We start from the raw sequence: 15,247 nt of genomic DNA, 5'->3' as shown, positions 1-15,247 counted from the left end.
AAAACGCCAGGCCTGCCACGCAGGACCCAAAAAGGCATTTTATCAGGCGGGCCCTGTTTTGTGCTGCGCCACGGCTTATGCCTTGCCCGTCTGGCCCCGATGGCTGGCCGCTGATTTGCTATGGATTTAATAGCTGATGGCGCTTGTCGAGCATGGGCGGGAGGCCTGAAACGTTTGAAGCCCAACCCAAGGGCGGCGGCCGCGCCACAATAGCGGGCATGAAACTCCTCATCTTCGCTGGCAGCACCCGCCAAAACTCCTACAACCGTAAGCTCGCGCAAACCACCGCCACGCTGGCGCGGGCCAGCGGCGCCGAGGTCACCCACCTTGAACTGGCCGACTTCGACATCCCCATGTACAACGCCGACCTCGAAGCCCAAGGCACGCCGGCTGACGTGATCCGGCTCAAACAAATCATGTTTGAGCACCCGGCCTGGATCATCTGTTCACCCGAATACAACGGCAGCTACACCGCCCTGCTCAAAAACACCATCGACTGGGTCTCCAGCCCGGTCAAGAGCGACCCGGCCTGGCAGGAAGGCTTCAAGTCCTTTCGCGGCAAGGTCGTGGGGGTGCTCAGCGCCTCGCCCGGCGGCCTGGGCGGCCTGCGCTCACAAAGCCACCTGGTGCCGCTGCTGCTCAATGCGCAATGCTGGGTTGCCCCCAAGGCCTTTGCGCTGGGCCACGCCGGTGAGGCCTTTGATGCCGACGGCAAGCTGCAGAGCGAAGCCCACCTGAAAAATGTGCAGGCGGTGATTGACCAGGTGCTGTTTGCCAGCAGCCGGCTGGCCGGCTGACGAGCTGACACATGGGGACGCCCGCATTAGCGGAACCACGTAGGCCGGGGTCTCACGGGCGGGCCTATATTGGGCCCCACGATAACAACTGGGAGACCACCCATGCAAGACCTCAAAACGCGCCGCAGCGCCCTTCAATTCGGCCTCAAGGCCGGTAGCACCCCTGGCGGCCGTCTCGGCCTTTCCCGGCCTGCTCAGCACGGCCCACGCACAGGGCAACTGGCCCAGCAAGCCGATCCGCCTGCTCGTGCCTTTTGCGCCCGGCGGCAGCTCTGAAATCGTGGCGCGTTCAGCCGCCAATGAAATCGGCAAAAGCCTGGGCCAGACCGTGTATGTGGAAAACAAGCCCGGTGCCAGCGGCAACATCGCCATGCAGGAATGCGCCGCCTCGACCGACGGCCACACCATGATCCTGGGCCACATCGGCACCTTTGCGGTCAACCCCTATATTTTCGACAAGCTGCCGTTTGACACCAACCGCGACTTCAAACCGATCTCGCTGCTGGCCAAGGTGCCCAGCCTCTACGTGGTCAACGCCAACCTGCCGGTCCACAACCTCAAGGAATTTGTCGCCCTGGCCAAGGCCAAACCGGGCCAGCTCAACTACGGCTCGGCCGGCAACGGCAGCGCCGGCCACCTGGCCTTTGAATACCTGAAGATGGTGACCAACACCTTTGTGCTGCATGTGCCCTACCGCGGCACCGGCCCACAACTCACCGACCTGCTGGCGGGCCGCCTGGACGCCGCCAGCGTGGGCGCACCGGCCATCCTGGCGCATATCAAGTCGGGCAAGCTGCGCTGTATCGCCACCGGCACCAAGGAGCGCCTGCCGCAACTGCCCGATGTGCCAACCGTGGCCGAAAGCGGTTACCCCGGTTTCGAAATGACCCAGTGGTACGGCCTGAATGCCCCGGCCAACATGCCACAAGCCGCCATCGACCGGATTGCCGAGGCCTGCGCCAAAGCCATGCGCAACCCGCTGGCCACCGAACGGTTACGCGGCGACACGGCCCAGCCCGTGGGCGACACGCCGGCGCAATACGCCGCCTTCATCAAGACCGAGCAGGCGCGCTGGAAGCTGGTCGCCGACCGCGCCAAAATCAAACCGGATTAAGCCGACAAGCCCCCACACGCCCGAGCCTGGCGATTTGATGATCAAATAGGGCTTTCGCCCAATCCACACGGGCGCAATCAGCTCCTGTTTTGATAGCGAATCGCCACCCATGAATTGCCGACCCGGCTGCGGCGCCTGCTGCATCGCCCCCTCCATCAGCTCGCCCATTCCCGGCATGCCCCATGGCAAGCCGGCCGGGGTGCGCTGCGTGCAGCTGGACGAGGCCAACCAGTGCCGCATTTTCGGCCGACCCGAGCGGCCTGCCGTCTGTGGCCAGCTGAAGCCCTCGGCGGACATGTGCGGCGATTCCAGCCTCCAGGCCATGCGTTTTCTCAGCCTGCTGGAACGGCAGACACAGCCCGGCGCCGCCTGAGGCTCTCAGGTTTACGCGGAAGTGCCCAGCCCATGGCCGGGCAGGGTATCGGCGAAGGCGCGTACGGCCGGGTTGGCATTGTCGCGCCGCCAGACACAACACAGGGTCGCCAACGCCGCCTCACCCACGCCCGACAGCGGCCGGGCAACCAGCGAACCTTCGTGCAGGGGCACCACCGGCGCCGGCACCAGGGCCGCGCCCATTCTGGCCTCCACCAGCGCCAGCAGCGTGGGCAGGATGCTGGTGTGTGTGACTTGTGGCCGCACCCCGCCCGCCGCAAAAATGCTCTCGACCAGTTCGTGGAAGTAACGTGCGCCTACGGGGTCATACGTGATGAAGGGCAGACCGTGCAAGGCTTGCACAGGCACCACCTCCAGCGCCGCCAGCGGATGGCCGGCCGGCAACAGCAGCAGCATCGGATCGCGCGCCACCACAGACACCTCAAAGTCCGGCGCCATCATGGAAGCGGAAAGCCGTAACAAGGCGACGTCAATGCGCCCGGAATGGACGCCCTCGATCAGCAGGTCCGAGGTCAGCTGCTTCAAGTCCAGCGTCACGTCAGGGTAACGCGCGCGGTAGGCAATGAGTGCCTGCGGCAACACGCGGTACACCGAGCTGTGTGTGAAACCCAGCGTCAGGCTGCCCGCTTCGCCACGGGCCACACGCTGCACCGCCTTCACCGCGGCATCGGCTTCCGCCAGCATCTGGCGCGCACGCTCCAGCATCAGTTTGCCGGCCGGCGTCAGTTGCACAGCGCGTGTGGTGCGCGTCAGCAGTTGCGCCCCGACCTCCTCCTCCAACTGCCGTATTTGCTGGCTCAGTGGTGGCTGGCTGATGTACAGGCGCCTGGCCGCCCGGCCGAAATGCAGTTCTTCGGCAACCACGATAAAAGCCTTGAGCGAACGTGAGAGCAAAGACATTAGGTCGTTATTCAAATCAATATGCAGCAAATTTTATATTAGACATATCAATAAGGGGCGCCTATTCTGAGCAACTCACCGGCCTCAGCGCCGCCCTTCTTTTATTTCTGGAGCCCCGATATGGAACTGCAACTCCTTCGCCGCATGCTTGTGGGCGGTGCCCTCTGTGTTTTCGCCAGCGCCGGCACCGCGCTGGCCCAGACCGCGGCGCCCTACCCCAGCAAGCCGATACAGCTGGTCGTTCCTTTTGCGGCCGGAAGCGTGACCGACCTGCTGGCACGCATCGTGGCGCAGCGCCTGGGCGAGGCTCTGGGCCAGCCCGTCGTGGTGGACAACAAGGCCGGCGCCGACGGCAACATCGGCGCCGCCTATGTGGCAGCAGCGGCACCGGACGGCTACACCTTGATGATGGGCGCGGCCAGCACCAACGCCATCAACCCCAGCCTGCACAAAAATCTGCGTTTCAACCCGCTGCGCGATTTCGCACCCATCACCAATGTGGCATCCGTGCCCAACGTCCTGGTGGTCGGGCCACAGGTGCCCGCGCGAACGGTCAAGGATTTCATCCAGGCCGCCCGCACGGAGAAGTACAGCTTCGCCTCCAGCGGCGCGGGTGGCAGCATGCACCTCGCGGGCGAGTTGTTCAAGGTGATGACCCAGACGCCTGACCTGCTGCACATTCCCTACAAAGGCGGCAGTGCGCCTGTCACCGATGTGATGGGCGGACGCGTCAGCGCGATGTTCTGCAATCTGCCGCTGTGCCTGCAACACATTCGCGCGGGCAAGCTCACGGCGCTGGGCGTCACCTCACCACGCCGTTCACCCTTGCTGCCCGAGGTGCCGACCATCGCACAAGCGGGGGTGCCAGGCTACGAGGTGGAAGGCTGGTTCGGGCTGTTCGCCCCGGCCGCCGTTCCCAAGCCCATCCTGCAGCGCCTCAATGCCGAGGTCGTTCATATTCTCAAGGACCCCAAGGTCAAGGAACAGCTGCTGGCCCAAGGTGCCGAGCCGGTGGGAAATTCTCCCGAAGAGTTCGCCGCCTTTGTGAAGAAGGAACACGATCGCTGGGCCAAGATCATCCGCGACACCGGCATCACGCTGCAATAAACCACAAGGAACATTCACCCGATGACCCCCGCCAACCATTTCAGTGCACTGGACGCTGCGCGCGCGTTAGAGGCCGGCACGCTCACCAGCGAAGCGCTCGTGCGGGCCTGCCTGGACCGCATCGCGGAACGCAACGACGCCGTGCTCGCTTTCACGGCCTTCGATGTGGATACCGCACTGCACCATGCCCGGCTGGCCGACCGCTCTGCCGCGGCCTCGCTTCGCGGCATTCCGTTCGCGGTCAAGGACGTGATCGATACGGCAGACTACCCCACGGCCTACGGTTCGCCGATTTATACCGGCCACCGCCCGCGTATTGACGCTGCCTGTGTGGCCATTGCGCGTGAGCGCGGGGCCGTGGTGCTGGGCAAGGTCGCCACCAGCGAATTCGCCACCCAGAGCCCAAGCAAAACGCGCAATCCCCTGAACCTGGGCCACACGCCCGGCGGATCGTCCAGCGGGTCGGCCGCTGCCGTGGCCGACTTCATGGTGCCGGTCGCTTTCGGCACCCAGACCACGGCCTCCATCGTGCGGCCCGCGTCCTACTGCGGCGTCGTTGGCTACAAACCGACCTTCGGCTTCATCGGCGTGGCCGGCCTCAAGCCGCTGAGCCCGATGCAGGACACGATAGGCCTGCTGACCCGAACCGTGGCCGATGCCGCCTTCTTCAGCTTCGGCTTGCACGGCGCCCGCATCACGAGCCAAACCGACATCCGGCCGCGCCTGGCCGTTTGCGAGTCGCGTCAATGGGCGCATGCCCGCCCTGAAATGACGCAGGCCATCGAGCAACTGGCGGCCGACGCACAACGTCAGGGCGCCAGCGTACAGCGCATCACCCTGCCGGCGGACATCGAAGATCTGGTCGACCTGCAAGCACGGCTATTCGCGTTCGAAGCGCGTCAGTCCCTGGCCTGCGAACGGGCGAACAACAGCAGCCAGTTCAGTGAGCGCTTGCACAAACGCCTGGACGGCGGCCTCGGTATCACGCCCCAGGACTACCTGGACATGCGGCGTCGCGCGGCCCTGGCCCGCGTCAAGGTCCAGGCCCTCTTTGCGGACGTGGACGCGCTGCTCTACCCGCCCGCGGAGGGTGAGGCGGACGTCGGGCTTGCAGACTCCGGCTCGCCGCGTTTTGGCGCCCTCTGGAGTCTGCTGCATCTGCCGTGCATCTCCCTGCCCGTGACCCAAGGACCGGCGGGACTGCCGCTGGGCGTGCAAGCCATAGGCGCTTATGGCGACGACGAAAGGCTGCTGGCCGTCGCGGCCTTCCTCAGCCGGGTCGCCGCGGCCCGCTAGGCCGCCTGCAGAGGTTCAGAAGGGGTAGTGACGCGGCGTGGTCTGGATCGTGATCCAGCGTAACTCGGTGAACTCGGCCACGCCGGCCTTGCCGCCAAAACGGCCCATGCCGCTGCCCTTGACGCCGCCAAAAGGCATTTGCGCCTCGTCGTGTACGGTCGGGCCGTTGACGTGGCAGATGCCCGAATCAATCCGCTGCGCCACCGTGAAGGCCCGCGCCACGTCAGCGCCAAACACCGCCGACGACAAGCCGTATTCGTTGTCGTTGGCGCAGGCCACGGCCTCTTCCACACCACTCACACGCACCACACATTTGACCGGGCCAAAGGTTTCTTCGTGGTAAATCTTCATCGCCGGCGTGACATGATCCAGTACCGTGGCCGGCATCAAGGTGGTGTCGGACTTGCCGCCACACATGAGTTTGGCGCCTTTGGCCAGCGCATCGTCGATCAGCGCATTGCAATGGGTGACCGTGCTCATGCCCACCACCGAACCCAACACCACCGGCTCGGGTTTGCGTGGGTCGCCCAGCGGCAAAGCCTTGGCCTTGGCGGTGAAACGTTTGACAAATTCGTCGGCGATTTTTTGGTCCACGATGATGCGTTCGGTGGACATACAGATCTGGCCGCTGTTGGCAAAACTGCCAAAGGCCGCACCGTTGACGGCATCGTCGATGTTGGCGTCGTCCAGGATCACCAGCGGCGCCTTGCCGCCCAGTTCCAGCACCACGGGCTTCAAGTAACGGGCGCAGGTCATCGCGATGATTTTGCCGACCCGGGTCGAACCCGTGAAGTTGACACGCCGCACCGCCGGGTGCGCGACGATGGTGTCCACCACCACGGCCGCATCTTCAGGCGCATTGGTGATGTAGTTCACCACGCCAGGCGGAAAACCCGCATCCAGGAAGGACTCGACGATCAGTTGATGCGTGTGCGGGCAGTTTTCCGAACCTTTGAAAATCACCGTGTTGCCGCAGGCCAGTGGCGTCGCAATCGCGCGCACGCCGAGGATCACGGGCGCGTTCCACGGTGCAATACCCAACACCACACCGGCGGGCTGGCGCACACCCATGGCCAGACTGCCGGGCACGTCCGAGGGAATCACCTCGCCGCTGATTTGTGTGGTCAGCGAAGCGGCTTCGCGCAACATGCCAGCGGCCAGCATCACGTTGAAGCCGGCCCACATACCCGAGGCGCCAGTCTCGGCGGCCACGGCCTCAATAAACTGCGGCGCCTTGGCTTCGAGCGCATCGGCGGCCTTGAGCAGCAGCGCACGGCGCGCGCTGGGGCCGGTCTGGCTCCAGGACTTGAAGGCTTCGGCCGCGGCCTCCACCGCCATCAGCGCATCGGCCGGCGAACAAGCCGGCGCACGGGTGGCGACACTGTTGTCTAGCGGGTTGCGGCGCTCAAAGGTCGCGCCTTTCTCGGCGCTTACTTTGAGGCCGTTGATCAACATGGTCAGGTCAGACATTCGGGTACTCCATCAAACAAGGAAAAATTCAAACCGGGTTGGCCGGTGCGGCCGCGCCGGCACCGAGATAGGCTTCGCGTATCACCGTCGAACGCGCCAGCAGCGCGGCCGGCCCGCTGGCCACCAAGGTGCCGCGTTCCAGCACGTAGCCGCGGTCGGCCACGGCCAGCGCCTTCTTGACGTTTTGCTCGACCATCAAGACGGTGGTGCCGGCGTCGGCGATGCGGCGTGTGATCGCCAGCAACTCGTCCACCATGCGTGGCGCCAGGCCTAAGGAAGGTTCGTCCAGCATCAGCAGGCGCGGCGCACTCATCATGGCGCGGGCCACGGCCACCATTTGTTGCTCGCCGCCACTCATGGTGCCGGCCAGTTGTTGCGCGCGTTCGCGCAATTTCGGGAAATCGGTAAACGCTTGTTCGAGACGCCGGGCCCGTTCGGCGCGGGCCACCAGCCAGCCGCCCAGCTCCAGGTTTTCCGTCACCGTCATCTGCGGAAACAACTGCCGGCCCTCGGCCACCAGGGCCATGCCGCTTTGCACAATTTCGTTGGTTTTGGTGGGCAAGGCCTGGCCGTTCAGCATGACCTCGCCACCACGTGGAATCAGCCCGGCCAGCGCCCGCAACAAAGTGGTTTTGCCGGCGCCATTGGGGCCGAGGATCACGGTCAGGCCGGGTTTGATCTCCAGCTGCAAATCACGCAACACCAGGAAAGCGCCGTAACCGGCACTCAGGCCTGACACCTGGAGATGGGCACCCTGGTTTTGCGCGCCCAGAACAAAAGGAGGAGCAAACCACATCATGCTGTCGCCATTTCATCGCCCAAATAAGCTTCAATCACCTCGGTGTCACGCACCACCTCCTGCGGCGTGCCATCGGCAATTTTTCGGCCCTGGTGCAACACGATCACACGTTCCACGTGGCGCAACAAGGTGGTGACCGCGTGTTCGATCCAGACCACGCTCAAGCCCAGTTCGTCGCGCATACGTTTGATCAACAAGGCCATGTTTTCGACCTCCACTTCCGTCAGACCGGCCGCCACTTCATCGAGCAGCAATAGACGCGGGCGTGTCGCCAGCGCCATGCCGATTTCCAGCAGGCGTTGCTGCGAGGGGGTGATGTCGCCCGCCGGCAGCGCGGCCTGCGCGCTCAGGCCAATCAGCGCCAGAATGCTGGCGGCGTCACGCAGTTGCCGCGCGCCCTGGCGCTGCCGGCCAGCGAACTGCAGACCGAAGTCAATGTTGGCCGTCACCGTCATCTCGGGAAACACACGCGGTGTCTGGAAGGTGCGCGCAATGCCTGCCGCCGCATAACGGTGCGGGCCTTGGCCACTCAGTTCGCGCCCGCCCGCCAGCAACTGGCCCGAGGTCGGCGCGGTTACGCCCGAAATCGCATTGAAAAAAGTGGTCTTGCCGGCACCGTTGGGGCCGATGATACCGACCAGCTCGCCGGCATGAAAGGTGGCGCTCACGCCGTCAACCGCCGTCAGGCCGCCAAAACGCACCGTGACCTCACGGGCTTGCAACAACATTTCAGCCATGGTCGCGCCCCTTGTTGGCACCCAGGCCACGCAGCCAGCCGCGGCTGTCCTGCCACCAGGCCGTGAAGGTGCTGCCACGCAGCGAGGCCAGGCCGCCCGGCAGGTAGAGCACACTCAGGATCAGCAACAGGCCCAGCGACATCATGTAGACCTGCGGTGCCTGCAGGCGCAAGGTCTCGGCCAACACGCTGAACACCACGGCGGCAATCAGCGGCCCCCAAAGCGTGACCGCGCCGCCTATCAGCGCAATCAACACGGTCTGGAAACCGATGAAGGGATTGAACACGGTGTGTGGATCGATGTAGGTCCAGCGCACGGCCATGGCCGCACCCACGGCACCGGCAAAAGCCGCCGTCATGGCAAAACCGGCGATCTTGATCAGGCGTGTGTTCACGCCCAAGGTTTGCGCACGTTGTTCGTCGGCGCCTATGCCCATCAGCGCCAGGCCGAAGCGGCTGCGCCGCACGACGATGGACACCAAGACCGCGAGTACGGCCAGACCCAGCACCGTCAGGTAAATCGTGTCGCGGTCGGGCACCACCGTCAACACCCGGCCCACGGTGCCGGTCACGGCTTTTTCAAAATAGGTGACCGCATGGCGTATCAACTCGGTCATGCCAAAGGTCAACACGGCAAAGTAAGTGCCGCGCAAATGCAGCACGGCCGCACCCATGACCACGGCCACCACGCTGGCCAGGCCGGCACCCAGGGCGATGGCCGCCAGCCAGGGCAGACTCTCCAGCGCCACGGCACTGGTGTACGCGCCTATGCCGAAAAAAGCCGAGGTTGCCAGCGAGAGGTAACGGGTGTTGCCGCAGAACAGGCCCCAGCTCGACGACAGGGCCACATACATCAGGCAGGTCAACACCATCGACACAACAAACTCGCTGCCGTAATGCGGCAGCGCCAGCGCCCAGCCGGCAAAAGCCAGCAGAAGCAGCAGGTCGCGAACCAGGATTTGTTTATCTTTCATTTTTCTTTTTATTTCGCAAACAGGCCGCGAGGGCGCAAGAGCAACACGGCGATAAACACGCTGTAAGACAACAAGGCTTTCAGCGAGGGGTTGGTGAAATGCATGCCCAAGGCCTCGATCACTCCCAGCAACAGGCCACCGGCCAAGGCGCCGCTCATGCTGCCGAAGCCGCCCAGGGTGATCACAATCAGCGCGGTCACGGTGTAGGGCTCACCCATGGACGGCGTGATGGTGTAAGCCATGGACAGCAGGCAACCGGCCACACCCGACAGGCCCAGGCCAATGCCGAACATCAGCGGGTGCAGGCGCTGGGTGTCTATGCCGACCAGTTGCGCACCGGTCGGTGACTGCATCAACGCACGCACACCTTTGCCCAGCAAGGTGTAACGCAGCAGCACAATCAGCGCGCCACTGAACACCAGGGCCAGGCCAAACACCAGCAGCTTGTTGCCGGCAAACTGGGCCTCGCCAAACTTCACCGGATCGGTCAGGTAGTCGTAACCGCGCAGGTCGCCGCCCCACATGAAGGAGGCAAAGTTCTGCACCAGAAACATCAGGCCAAACGCCACCATCAGGCCACGCGCCTCGAAGATGTCCAGGTTCGGCGAGGTGGCGGTCAGGCGCCTGAAACACAGCTTGTGTATCACCAGGCCCAGCGCCATCAGGATCAGGAAGGAGACCGGCACCATCAACAGCGGTGACAGGCCTAACGAGGTCTGGGCCATCCAGGTCAGGTAGGCGCCCAGCATCAGGAACTCGCCATGGGCGATGTTCAGGATGCGCATCAGGCCGTACTGCAGATTCAGCCCGAGCGCGACCAATGCGTAAATGCCGCCGGTGATCAGACCGGAGGCCAGCAGTTCAAGCCAGGAAGTAAATGACATGGGAAGACATGAGGTCGCAAAAAACCCGTTCGCAGCGAGACTGCCGAAGCGCTGCTGACAGCGGCGTCGGTAGCCTCAGCCTGAACGGTGAGGGTGGCAGGTCTGGCGGTTTATTTCCAGGCGGACTTGTTCGGGTTGAGTTTGGCTGTGGCCAGGTTTGTCGGCCAGACCACTTCGAACTCGCCGTTTTGCCACTGGCTCACAGTGCCCGGCACGGCGGTGTTTTCACTGCCGGTGAACTTGACGTCGCCGATGATGGTCTTGTGGGTGTTGGCCGCGATGTAGTCACGCATGGCCTTGCGGTCCAGACCCACCTTGGCGACAGCCGCCTGCAGGACTTCCAGGCCGGCCCAGCAGTGGCCGCTGGCCCAACGATCGGGTTCCTTGCCGCCAAACTTTTTGGTGTGGGCATCGAAATAAGCCTTGGCGCCCGGGCTGGTCTTGCTGTTCCACGACCCCATGCCGATCACCCCTTCGGCGCCGGCCGGTGTCATGACGTTTTTGTAGAGCTGGAAAGCCGTGCCGACCGAGGCGTAGAAAAACTTCGGATTGAAACCAATCTCTTTCGCCTGCTTGCTCGCCAGAATGGTGTCGGGCGGGTAGGTGATGCCGATGAAGGCATCCGGGTTCAGGCCCTTGATACCACGCAGTACCGGCGACAAATCCTTCACGCCCAGTGGGTAACTCTTGCGCTCGACCACCTGGATGCTGGTTTTCTTCAGCGCATTGTTCAGCGCCGCAAAATTCTCCAGGCCGAACAAGTCGTCCATGTAGACAATGGCGACGGTTTTGGCGCCGTTGGCCACCAGCATGTCGACCAGCGCGCCCATCATGCGGTCGGGCTGCTGCAGGATGGAAAAGAAAAACGGCAGGTTCATGTCGATCAGCTTGCGCGACAAGGCCGTGGGCGCCATCAGCGGATAACCAAAACGATTGGCCAGCGGCGCAATCGCGAAGTTGGCATTGCTGCCCCAGGGCGGCAGGATCAGATCGACCTTGTCGCTGCCCATGAGTTTTTCATAAGAGCGCACGCAGGTTTCGATGTCGCTGCGGTCGTCCGAACTGATCAGCTCGATAGGGCGTTTGACACCCTTGACATCCAGGCCGCCCGCCGCGTTGACTTGTTCGGCCCAGAGCAAATAGTTGGGCTCCTGGCTGACCTGCGCACCACCGGTCCACGGGCCGGTGCGGGACATGGCATAACCGATACGCACCGGTTTGGCCTGGGCCCACAGTTGCGGGGCAAAAGCAGCGGCGCCCAGGGCGGCGGCAGCGCCTTTGAGCAAATGACGTTTGGATGGCTGGACCATGGTGTCTCCTGTGTACGCGCCCGGCGGGCTGCGGAAAAAGGGATGGTAGGCAAAGGTCGATCTGGCCGCTTTGCTGAGCGTGCACAAAGCGCTAGTCCAGCAGCGCATGCCCGCTGGGGTTAACCCTTGTCCCCACGACGCGCCGCCAGCGGGCCCAGCGCCCATAATCTTTCCATGGGCTCTGAGCCCCCCAACCGGAGACATGCATGACCGCCACAGAGGTATCCACCGATAACGTCAGCCCGCGCGAGCGTGCGCCGGTGTGGCGCGAATGGATATGGAAACACTTTGGTGGCCTGCAGTCCGACCTTTACGGCGACACCGACTTCGATGGCCACATGGCTTCGGGCCGCGCCGGTGAGGTGATCCTGACCAAGCTCGAAGCCAACCGCCACCGCGTGGTGCGCACCGCCGACATGGTGCGTGCCAGCGACGCCGGTTACCTGAAAATTGTCGCGCCCATGCAGGGCCGCGCCGGTGTCGAACAAATGGGGCGCCAGGCCTGGGTCAGCCCCGGCGGCTGGACCATTTACGACACCACCGGTTGTTACGCCGTCGACAACCCCGACCGTGTCGAACACCTGATCGTGATGTTGCCCAAGGCCCAGATCGCCGAACGCGGCCTGCCCTTGCACAGCTTGATGGCGCGCCATGTCGGTGGCGCCAGCGGCATCTCGCGTGTGGCGCTGGCCACCATGCGCAGCACCTACCAGGAACTGCCGAATATGAGCGCGGCCGCCGCCCAGGGTGCGGGCGAGTTGATTGCACAACTGGTGCGGCTCTCGCTGATCGAACTGGCCGGCCAGGGCACGGCCGTGACCCAGCGCGAGGCGCTGAAAGACCGCATACGTGCCTACGTCAGCGTCAACCTGCGCGACCCGGCCTTGTCGATCGAGCAAATTGCGCAGGCGCTCAACTGCAGCAAGCGCCATTTGCACAACGCCTTCAGCGACGAAGACGACACCCTGGCCAGCTACATCCTGCGCCTGCGCCTGCAGGCCTGCAGCCGCGAGTTGCAACGCACCGGCCCACAAGCCCGCGCCATCACCGACATCGCCTTGTCTTGGGGCTTTAACAACCTCTCGCACTTCAGCCGCGTGTTTCGCGGCCACACCGGACACAGCCCCAGCGAGTTGCGCCAGGCCGCACACCAAAACGCGGCGGGTTTGCTCCCGCATTGAGGTTCAAATATCAAATAGGCCTCTAGCCCAATACCCACAGACGCCAATAGCTCTTTTATTGATAGCAACAGATGATTCATTCCGTCCACACCAGGAGACCCGCCATGCACATCCCCTCCCTCAAAGAAGTTGTCAGTGCTGAAGAATGGCAGTTGCGCTGCGAGCTCGCCGCCTGTTACCGGCTGGCGGCGCTTTACGGCTGGAGCGACCTGGTGTTCACCCACATCAGCGCCAAGCTGCCCGAGTCGGTTACCGGCGCGGGCAAGCACCATTTCCTGATCAACCCTTATGGCCTGATGTTTGACGAGATCACCGCGTCCAGCCTGGTCAAGGTCGACGAGTTGTGCAACAAGGTGATTGAGTCGCCCTTCCCGGTCAACCCGGCCGGGTTTGTGATCCACAGCGCCGTGCATGAGGCCCGCGCCGACGCCGGCTGTGTCTTGCACACCCACACCCGCGCCGGTGTCGCCGTCAGCGCGCAGAAGGCCGGTATCCTGCCCATCAGCCAGCAATCGACGTTTGTGCTGGGCTCGCTGGCCTACCACGCCTACGAAGGTGTGGCTTTCCGCGACGATGAAAAACCACGCCTGCAAGCCGATCTGGGCAGTGCCAACTTTTTGATGTTGCGCAACCATGGCCTGCTGGTGGTCGGCAAAACCGTTGCCGATGCATTTCTCAGCATGTACACCTTTGAAAACACCTGCCGCATCCAGATCGACGCACAGGCCGGTGGTGAACTCACCGAGGTGAACCCGCTCATTGTCAAAGGCGTGGCCGAAGCCATGCGCGTGCAGACCGGCGGCCTGGGCGGTGCTTTTGTCTGGCCCTCGTTGATCCGCAAGCTGGACCGCCTCGACAGCAGCTACGCAACATGAGCGGCTCGCCGCTCGTCACCCAGTTGCTGGTGGCTGCGCTGGCCCTGGTGATGTTGGGTCTGGGCCTGTCGCTGAGCACGCAGGACTTCACACGCCTGTTCAAACACCCCAAGGCCGTGGTCGTGGCCTTGCTGCTGCAAATTGTGGTGTTGCCGCTGGCCTGTTACGGGCTGATTGTTGCGCTGAAAGTACCACCGTTGTTCGCCGTCGGATTGATGCTGCTGGCCGCCTCGCCAGGCGGCATCTCGGCGAATTTGTTCAGCCATTTGTTCGGCGGCAATGTGGCCATGAATATTTCGCTGACCGCCATCAACACCGTCTTGTCCATCGTCACCCTGCCGCTGATCAGCAACTGGGCCATCAGCACCTTTGCCAAAACCGGCCAGGTCGTGCCGCTGCAAACCGGCAAGGTGGTGGAAGTGATTGCCGTGGTGCTGATTCCGGTTTTCATCGGCATGTGGGTGCGCACCCTGAAGCCTGGTTTTGCCGCCCGCTGCGAAAAACCCATGAAAATTTTCAGCGCCGTGGTGTTGGCCGTGGTGGCCATAGGCGCCTTGCTCAAGGAATGGCAGGCGCTGAGCAGCAGTTTTGCAAGCCTGGGTCCGGCCGTGGTGGCCTTCAACCTGATCAGCCTGCTGGCCGGTTATTACCTCTCGCGCGTGGCCGGTCTGGACAAACCCATGTCTACGGCCATCAGTTACGAAATCGGCATCCACAACTCGACCCTGGCGATTTTTGTCGCGCTGGCGGTACTGGACAACTTCCAGCTCGCGTTGCCGGCCGCGATTTATTCGGTCAGCATGTACCTCACGGCAACCTTGTTCGGCTTGTTGGTGTTGCGGCGCAGCGGCAAGCCGGCCGCGGCCACCGTCACCGCACGCACCTAGTCAAGCCTCGCGGTTGGGGCCGGACGAATCGTCCTGGTCGCTAGGCTTGCGGCTGCTGCGGGTGAACCAGTTTTTGCAGGTCACCCACAAAACCTGGGCCGCACGCTCCAGCGTGTCCACCGCCAGATCGCGCCGGTTGCGTGCACGCAGGCGTGCCACCAGCAACAACTCGGCAATACTGGCGCGCTGCACCTCGTCGCGCCGCGCGACCTCTTGTGGTTTGCTCTCGGGCGTGCGCCCCTTTACGCCGGACATGACAACACCGGTTTCTGCAGGAAAAAAAGCGGCATCTATTTGAGGGCCTTTTTCACCGCACCCACACCCAGGGCCGCCAGCACAACAAACACCACGGCCAGGATCAGGAACAGGCCGAACAAAATTTTGGCAATACCGGCCGAGCCGGCGGCAATACCGCCAAAGCCCAAGGCCCCGGCGATCAGGGAAATAATCCCGAAAATAATCGCGTACTTCAACATGGTTTCTCTCCAGAAGAACAGTCGCGCCGCGTGCGCGCGATGGATGAA

Annotated in this window: 17 protein-coding genes; 8 read left to right on the top strand and 9 right to left on the bottom strand. The window is 63.4% G+C overall.

Features of this window, described 5'->3' with window-relative positions; translation table 11 throughout:
• Positions 1-218 precede the first annotated feature (218 nt).
• The 3 genes from ACHMXK_RS22225 (at position 219) to ACHMXK_RS22215 (ending at position 2,284) form a co-directional block, all read left to right on the top strand.
• Positions 219-797 carry an NADPH-dependent FMN reductase gene (locus tag ACHMXK_RS22225; RefSeq protein ID WP_397442862.1) on the top strand — a complete coding sequence of 193 codons (579 nt, stop codon included), beginning with the start codon at positions 219-221 and terminating at the stop codon, positions 795-797.
• Between the two features lie 163 nt (positions 798-960).
• Entirely contained in the window at positions 961-1,911 is a 951-nt protein-coding gene (locus tag ACHMXK_RS22220) for a Bug family tripartite tricarboxylate transporter substrate binding protein (RefSeq protein ID WP_397443107.1), read from the top strand.
• 109 nt (positions 1,912-2,020) lie between these two features.
• Positions 2,021-2,284 carry a YkgJ family cysteine cluster protein gene (locus ACHMXK_RS22215; protein ID WP_397442861.1) on the top strand — a complete coding sequence of 88 codons (264 nt, stop codon included), beginning with the start codon at positions 2,021-2,023 and terminating at the stop codon, positions 2,282-2,284.
• 11 nt (positions 2,285-2,295) lie between these two features.
• Here the strand turns inward: ACHMXK_RS22215 and ACHMXK_RS22210 are convergent, their stop codons facing one another.
• Complete coding sequence (locus ACHMXK_RS22210) at positions 2,296-3,204, bottom strand: LysR substrate-binding domain-containing protein (protein ID WP_397442860.1); 909 nt, start codon at positions 3,202-3,204, stop codon at positions 2,296-2,298.
• A 120-nt stretch (positions 3,205-3,324) separates the two neighbouring features.
• Here ACHMXK_RS22210 and ACHMXK_RS22205 point away from each other — a divergent pair, with 120 nt between their 5' ends.
• Positions 3,325-4,311, top strand: a complete 987-nt coding sequence (locus tag ACHMXK_RS22205; protein WP_397442859.1) for a Bug family tripartite tricarboxylate transporter substrate binding protein — start codon at positions 3,325-3,327, stop codon at positions 4,309-4,311.
• 21 nt (positions 4,312-4,332) lie between these two features.
• Complete coding sequence (locus ACHMXK_RS22200; protein ID WP_397442857.1) at positions 4,333-5,607, top strand: amidase; 1,275 nt, start codon at positions 4,333-4,335, stop codon at positions 5,605-5,607.
• A 15-nt stretch (positions 5,608-5,622) separates the two neighbouring features.
• Here ACHMXK_RS22200 and ACHMXK_RS22195 read toward each other — a convergent pair whose 3' ends face one another.
• The 6 genes from ACHMXK_RS22195 to ACHMXK_RS22170 all read right to left on the bottom strand — a co-directional run bounded on the left by ACHMXK_RS22195 (position 5,623) and on the right by ACHMXK_RS22170 (position 11,780).
• Positions 5,623-7,077 (bottom strand): aldehyde dehydrogenase, encoded by a 1,455-nt coding sequence (locus ACHMXK_RS22195; protein WP_397442856.1) that lies wholly within the window; start codon positions 7,075-7,077, stop codon positions 5,623-5,625.
• Positions 7,078-7,105: 28 nt separating this feature from the next.
• Entirely contained in the window at positions 7,106-7,876 is a 771-nt protein-coding gene (locus ACHMXK_RS22190; protein ID WP_397442855.1) for an ABC transporter ATP-binding protein, read from the bottom strand.
• A complete protein-coding gene (locus ACHMXK_RS22185; RefSeq protein WP_397442854.1) occupies positions 7,873-8,613 on the bottom strand; it encodes an ABC transporter ATP-binding protein in 741 nt (246 codons plus the stop codon). The genes ACHMXK_RS22190 and ACHMXK_RS22185 overlap by 4 nt, the downstream gene beginning before the upstream one ends.
• Positions 8,606-9,586 carry a branched-chain amino acid ABC transporter permease gene (locus ACHMXK_RS22180; protein WP_397442853.1) on the bottom strand — a complete coding sequence of 327 codons (981 nt, stop codon included), beginning with the start codon at positions 9,584-9,586 and terminating at the stop codon, positions 8,606-8,608. Before ACHMXK_RS22180 ends, ACHMXK_RS22185 begins: the two co-directional genes overlap by 8 nt.
• Before the next feature lie 8 nt (positions 9,587-9,594).
• The gene (locus ACHMXK_RS22175) at positions 9,595-10,470 is read right to left on the bottom strand and encodes a branched-chain amino acid ABC transporter permease (RefSeq protein WP_397442852.1); all 876 of its coding nucleotides are present in this window, start codon (positions 10,468-10,470) and stop codon (positions 9,595-9,597) included.
• 110 nt (positions 10,471-10,580) lie between these two features.
• Positions 10,581-11,780 carry an amino acid ABC transporter substrate-binding protein gene (locus tag ACHMXK_RS22170; protein ID WP_397442851.1) on the bottom strand — a complete coding sequence of 400 codons (1,200 nt, stop codon included), beginning with the start codon at positions 11,778-11,780 and terminating at the stop codon, positions 10,581-10,583.
• A gap of 206 nt (positions 11,781-11,986) precedes the next feature.
• Here ACHMXK_RS22170 and ACHMXK_RS22165 point away from each other — a divergent pair, with 206 nt between their 5' ends.
• The 3 genes from ACHMXK_RS22165 (at position 11,987) to ACHMXK_RS22155 (ending at position 14,723) form a co-directional block, all read left to right on the top strand.
• Positions 11,987-12,961, top strand: a complete 975-nt coding sequence (locus tag ACHMXK_RS22165; protein WP_397442850.1) for a helix-turn-helix domain-containing protein — start codon at positions 11,987-11,989, stop codon at positions 12,959-12,961.
• Positions 12,962-13,065: 104 nt separating this feature from the next.
• The gene (locus tag ACHMXK_RS22160; RefSeq protein ID WP_397442849.1) at positions 13,066-13,836 is read left to right on the top strand and encodes a class II aldolase/adducin family protein; all 771 of its coding nucleotides are present in this window, start codon (positions 13,066-13,068) and stop codon (positions 13,834-13,836) included.
• Positions 13,833-14,723 carry a bile acid:sodium symporter family protein gene (locus tag ACHMXK_RS22155; RefSeq protein ID WP_397442848.1) on the top strand — a complete coding sequence of 297 codons (891 nt, stop codon included), beginning with the start codon at positions 13,833-13,835 and terminating at the stop codon, positions 14,721-14,723. Before ACHMXK_RS22160 ends, ACHMXK_RS22155 begins: the two co-directional genes overlap by 4 nt.
• Here the strand turns inward: ACHMXK_RS22155 and ACHMXK_RS22150 are convergent, their stop codons facing one another.
• On the bottom strand, positions 14,724-14,978 hold the full coding sequence (locus ACHMXK_RS22150) for a hypothetical protein (RefSeq protein ID WP_397442847.1): 255 nt from the start codon (positions 14,976-14,978) through the stop codon (positions 14,724-14,726).
• Positions 14,979-15,013: 35 nt separating this feature from the next.
• The gene (locus ACHMXK_RS22145; protein WP_318403965.1) at positions 15,014-15,199 is read right to left on the bottom strand and encodes a DUF1328 domain-containing protein; all 186 of its coding nucleotides are present in this window, start codon (positions 15,197-15,199) and stop codon (positions 15,014-15,016) included.
• Positions 15,200-15,247: the final 48 nt, after the last annotated feature.

Origin of the sequence: Polaromonas sp. UC242_47, assembly GCF_044452385.1 — a bacterium.
GTDB lineage: Bacteria > Pseudomonadota > Gammaproteobacteria > Burkholderiales > Burkholderiaceae_C > Polaromonas.
This window is presented reverse-complemented; position numbering and strand designations above follow the sequence as displayed.

What these genes read in the sequence shown, in the direction of transcription:
- ACHMXK_RS22225 (WP_397442862.1), top strand. Translation starts at nt 219, where the DNA reads ATGAAACTCCTCATCTTCGCTGGCAGCACCCGCCAAAACTCCTACAAC.
- ACHMXK_RS22215 (WP_397442861.1), top strand. Translation starts at nt 2,021, where the DNA reads ATGAATTGCCGACCCGGCTGCGGCGCCTGCTGCATCGCCCCCTCCATC.
- ACHMXK_RS22210 (WP_397442860.1), bottom strand. Translation starts at nt 3,204, where the DNA reads ATGTCTTTGCTCTCACGTTCGCTCAAGGCTTTTATCGTGGTTGCCGAA.
- ACHMXK_RS22205 (WP_397442859.1), top strand. Translation starts at nt 3,325, where the DNA reads ATGGAACTGCAACTCCTTCGCCGCATGCTTGTGGGCGGTGCCCTCTGT.
- ACHMXK_RS22200 (WP_397442857.1), top strand. Translation starts at nt 4,333, where the DNA reads ATGACCCCCGCCAACCATTTCAGTGCACTGGACGCTGCGCGCGCGTTA.
- ACHMXK_RS22195 (WP_397442856.1), bottom strand. Translation starts at nt 7,077, where the DNA reads ATGTCTGACCTGACCATGTTGATCAACGGCCTCAAAGTAAGCGCCGAG.
- ACHMXK_RS22190 (WP_397442855.1), bottom strand. Translation starts at nt 7,876, where the DNA reads ATGATGTGGTTTGCTCCTCCTTTTGTTCTGGGCGCGCAAAACCAGGGT.
- ACHMXK_RS22185 (WP_397442854.1), bottom strand. Translation starts at nt 8,613, where the DNA reads ATGGCTGAAATGTTGTTGCAAGCCCGTGAGGTCACGGTGCGTTTTGGC.
- ACHMXK_RS22180 (WP_397442853.1), bottom strand. Translation starts at nt 9,586, where the DNA reads ATGAAAGATAAACAAATCCTGGTTCGCGACCTGCTGCTTCTGCTGGCT.
- ACHMXK_RS22175 (WP_397442852.1), bottom strand. Translation starts at nt 10,470, where the DNA reads ATGTCATTTACTTCCTGGCTTGAACTGCTGGCCTCCGGTCTGATCACC.
- ACHMXK_RS22170 (WP_397442851.1), bottom strand. Translation starts at nt 11,780, where the DNA reads ATGGTCCAGCCATCCAAACGTCATTTGCTCAAAGGCGCTGCCGCCGCC.
- ACHMXK_RS22165 (WP_397442850.1), top strand. Translation starts at nt 11,987, where the DNA reads ATGACCGCCACAGAGGTATCCACCGATAACGTCAGCCCGCGCGAGCGT.
- ACHMXK_RS22160 (WP_397442849.1), top strand. Translation starts at nt 13,066, where the DNA reads ATGCACATCCCCTCCCTCAAAGAAGTTGTCAGTGCTGAAGAATGGCAG.
- ACHMXK_RS22155 (WP_397442848.1), top strand. Translation starts at nt 13,833, where the DNA reads ATGAGCGGCTCGCCGCTCGTCACCCAGTTGCTGGTGGCTGCGCTGGCC.
- ACHMXK_RS22150 (WP_397442847.1), bottom strand. Translation starts at nt 14,978, where the DNA reads ATGTCCGGCGTAAAGGGGCGCACGCCCGAGAGCAAACCACAAGAGGTC.
- ACHMXK_RS22145 (WP_318403965.1), bottom strand. Translation starts at nt 15,199, where the DNA reads ATGTTGAAGTACGCGATTATTTTCGGGATTATTTCCCTGATCGCCGGG.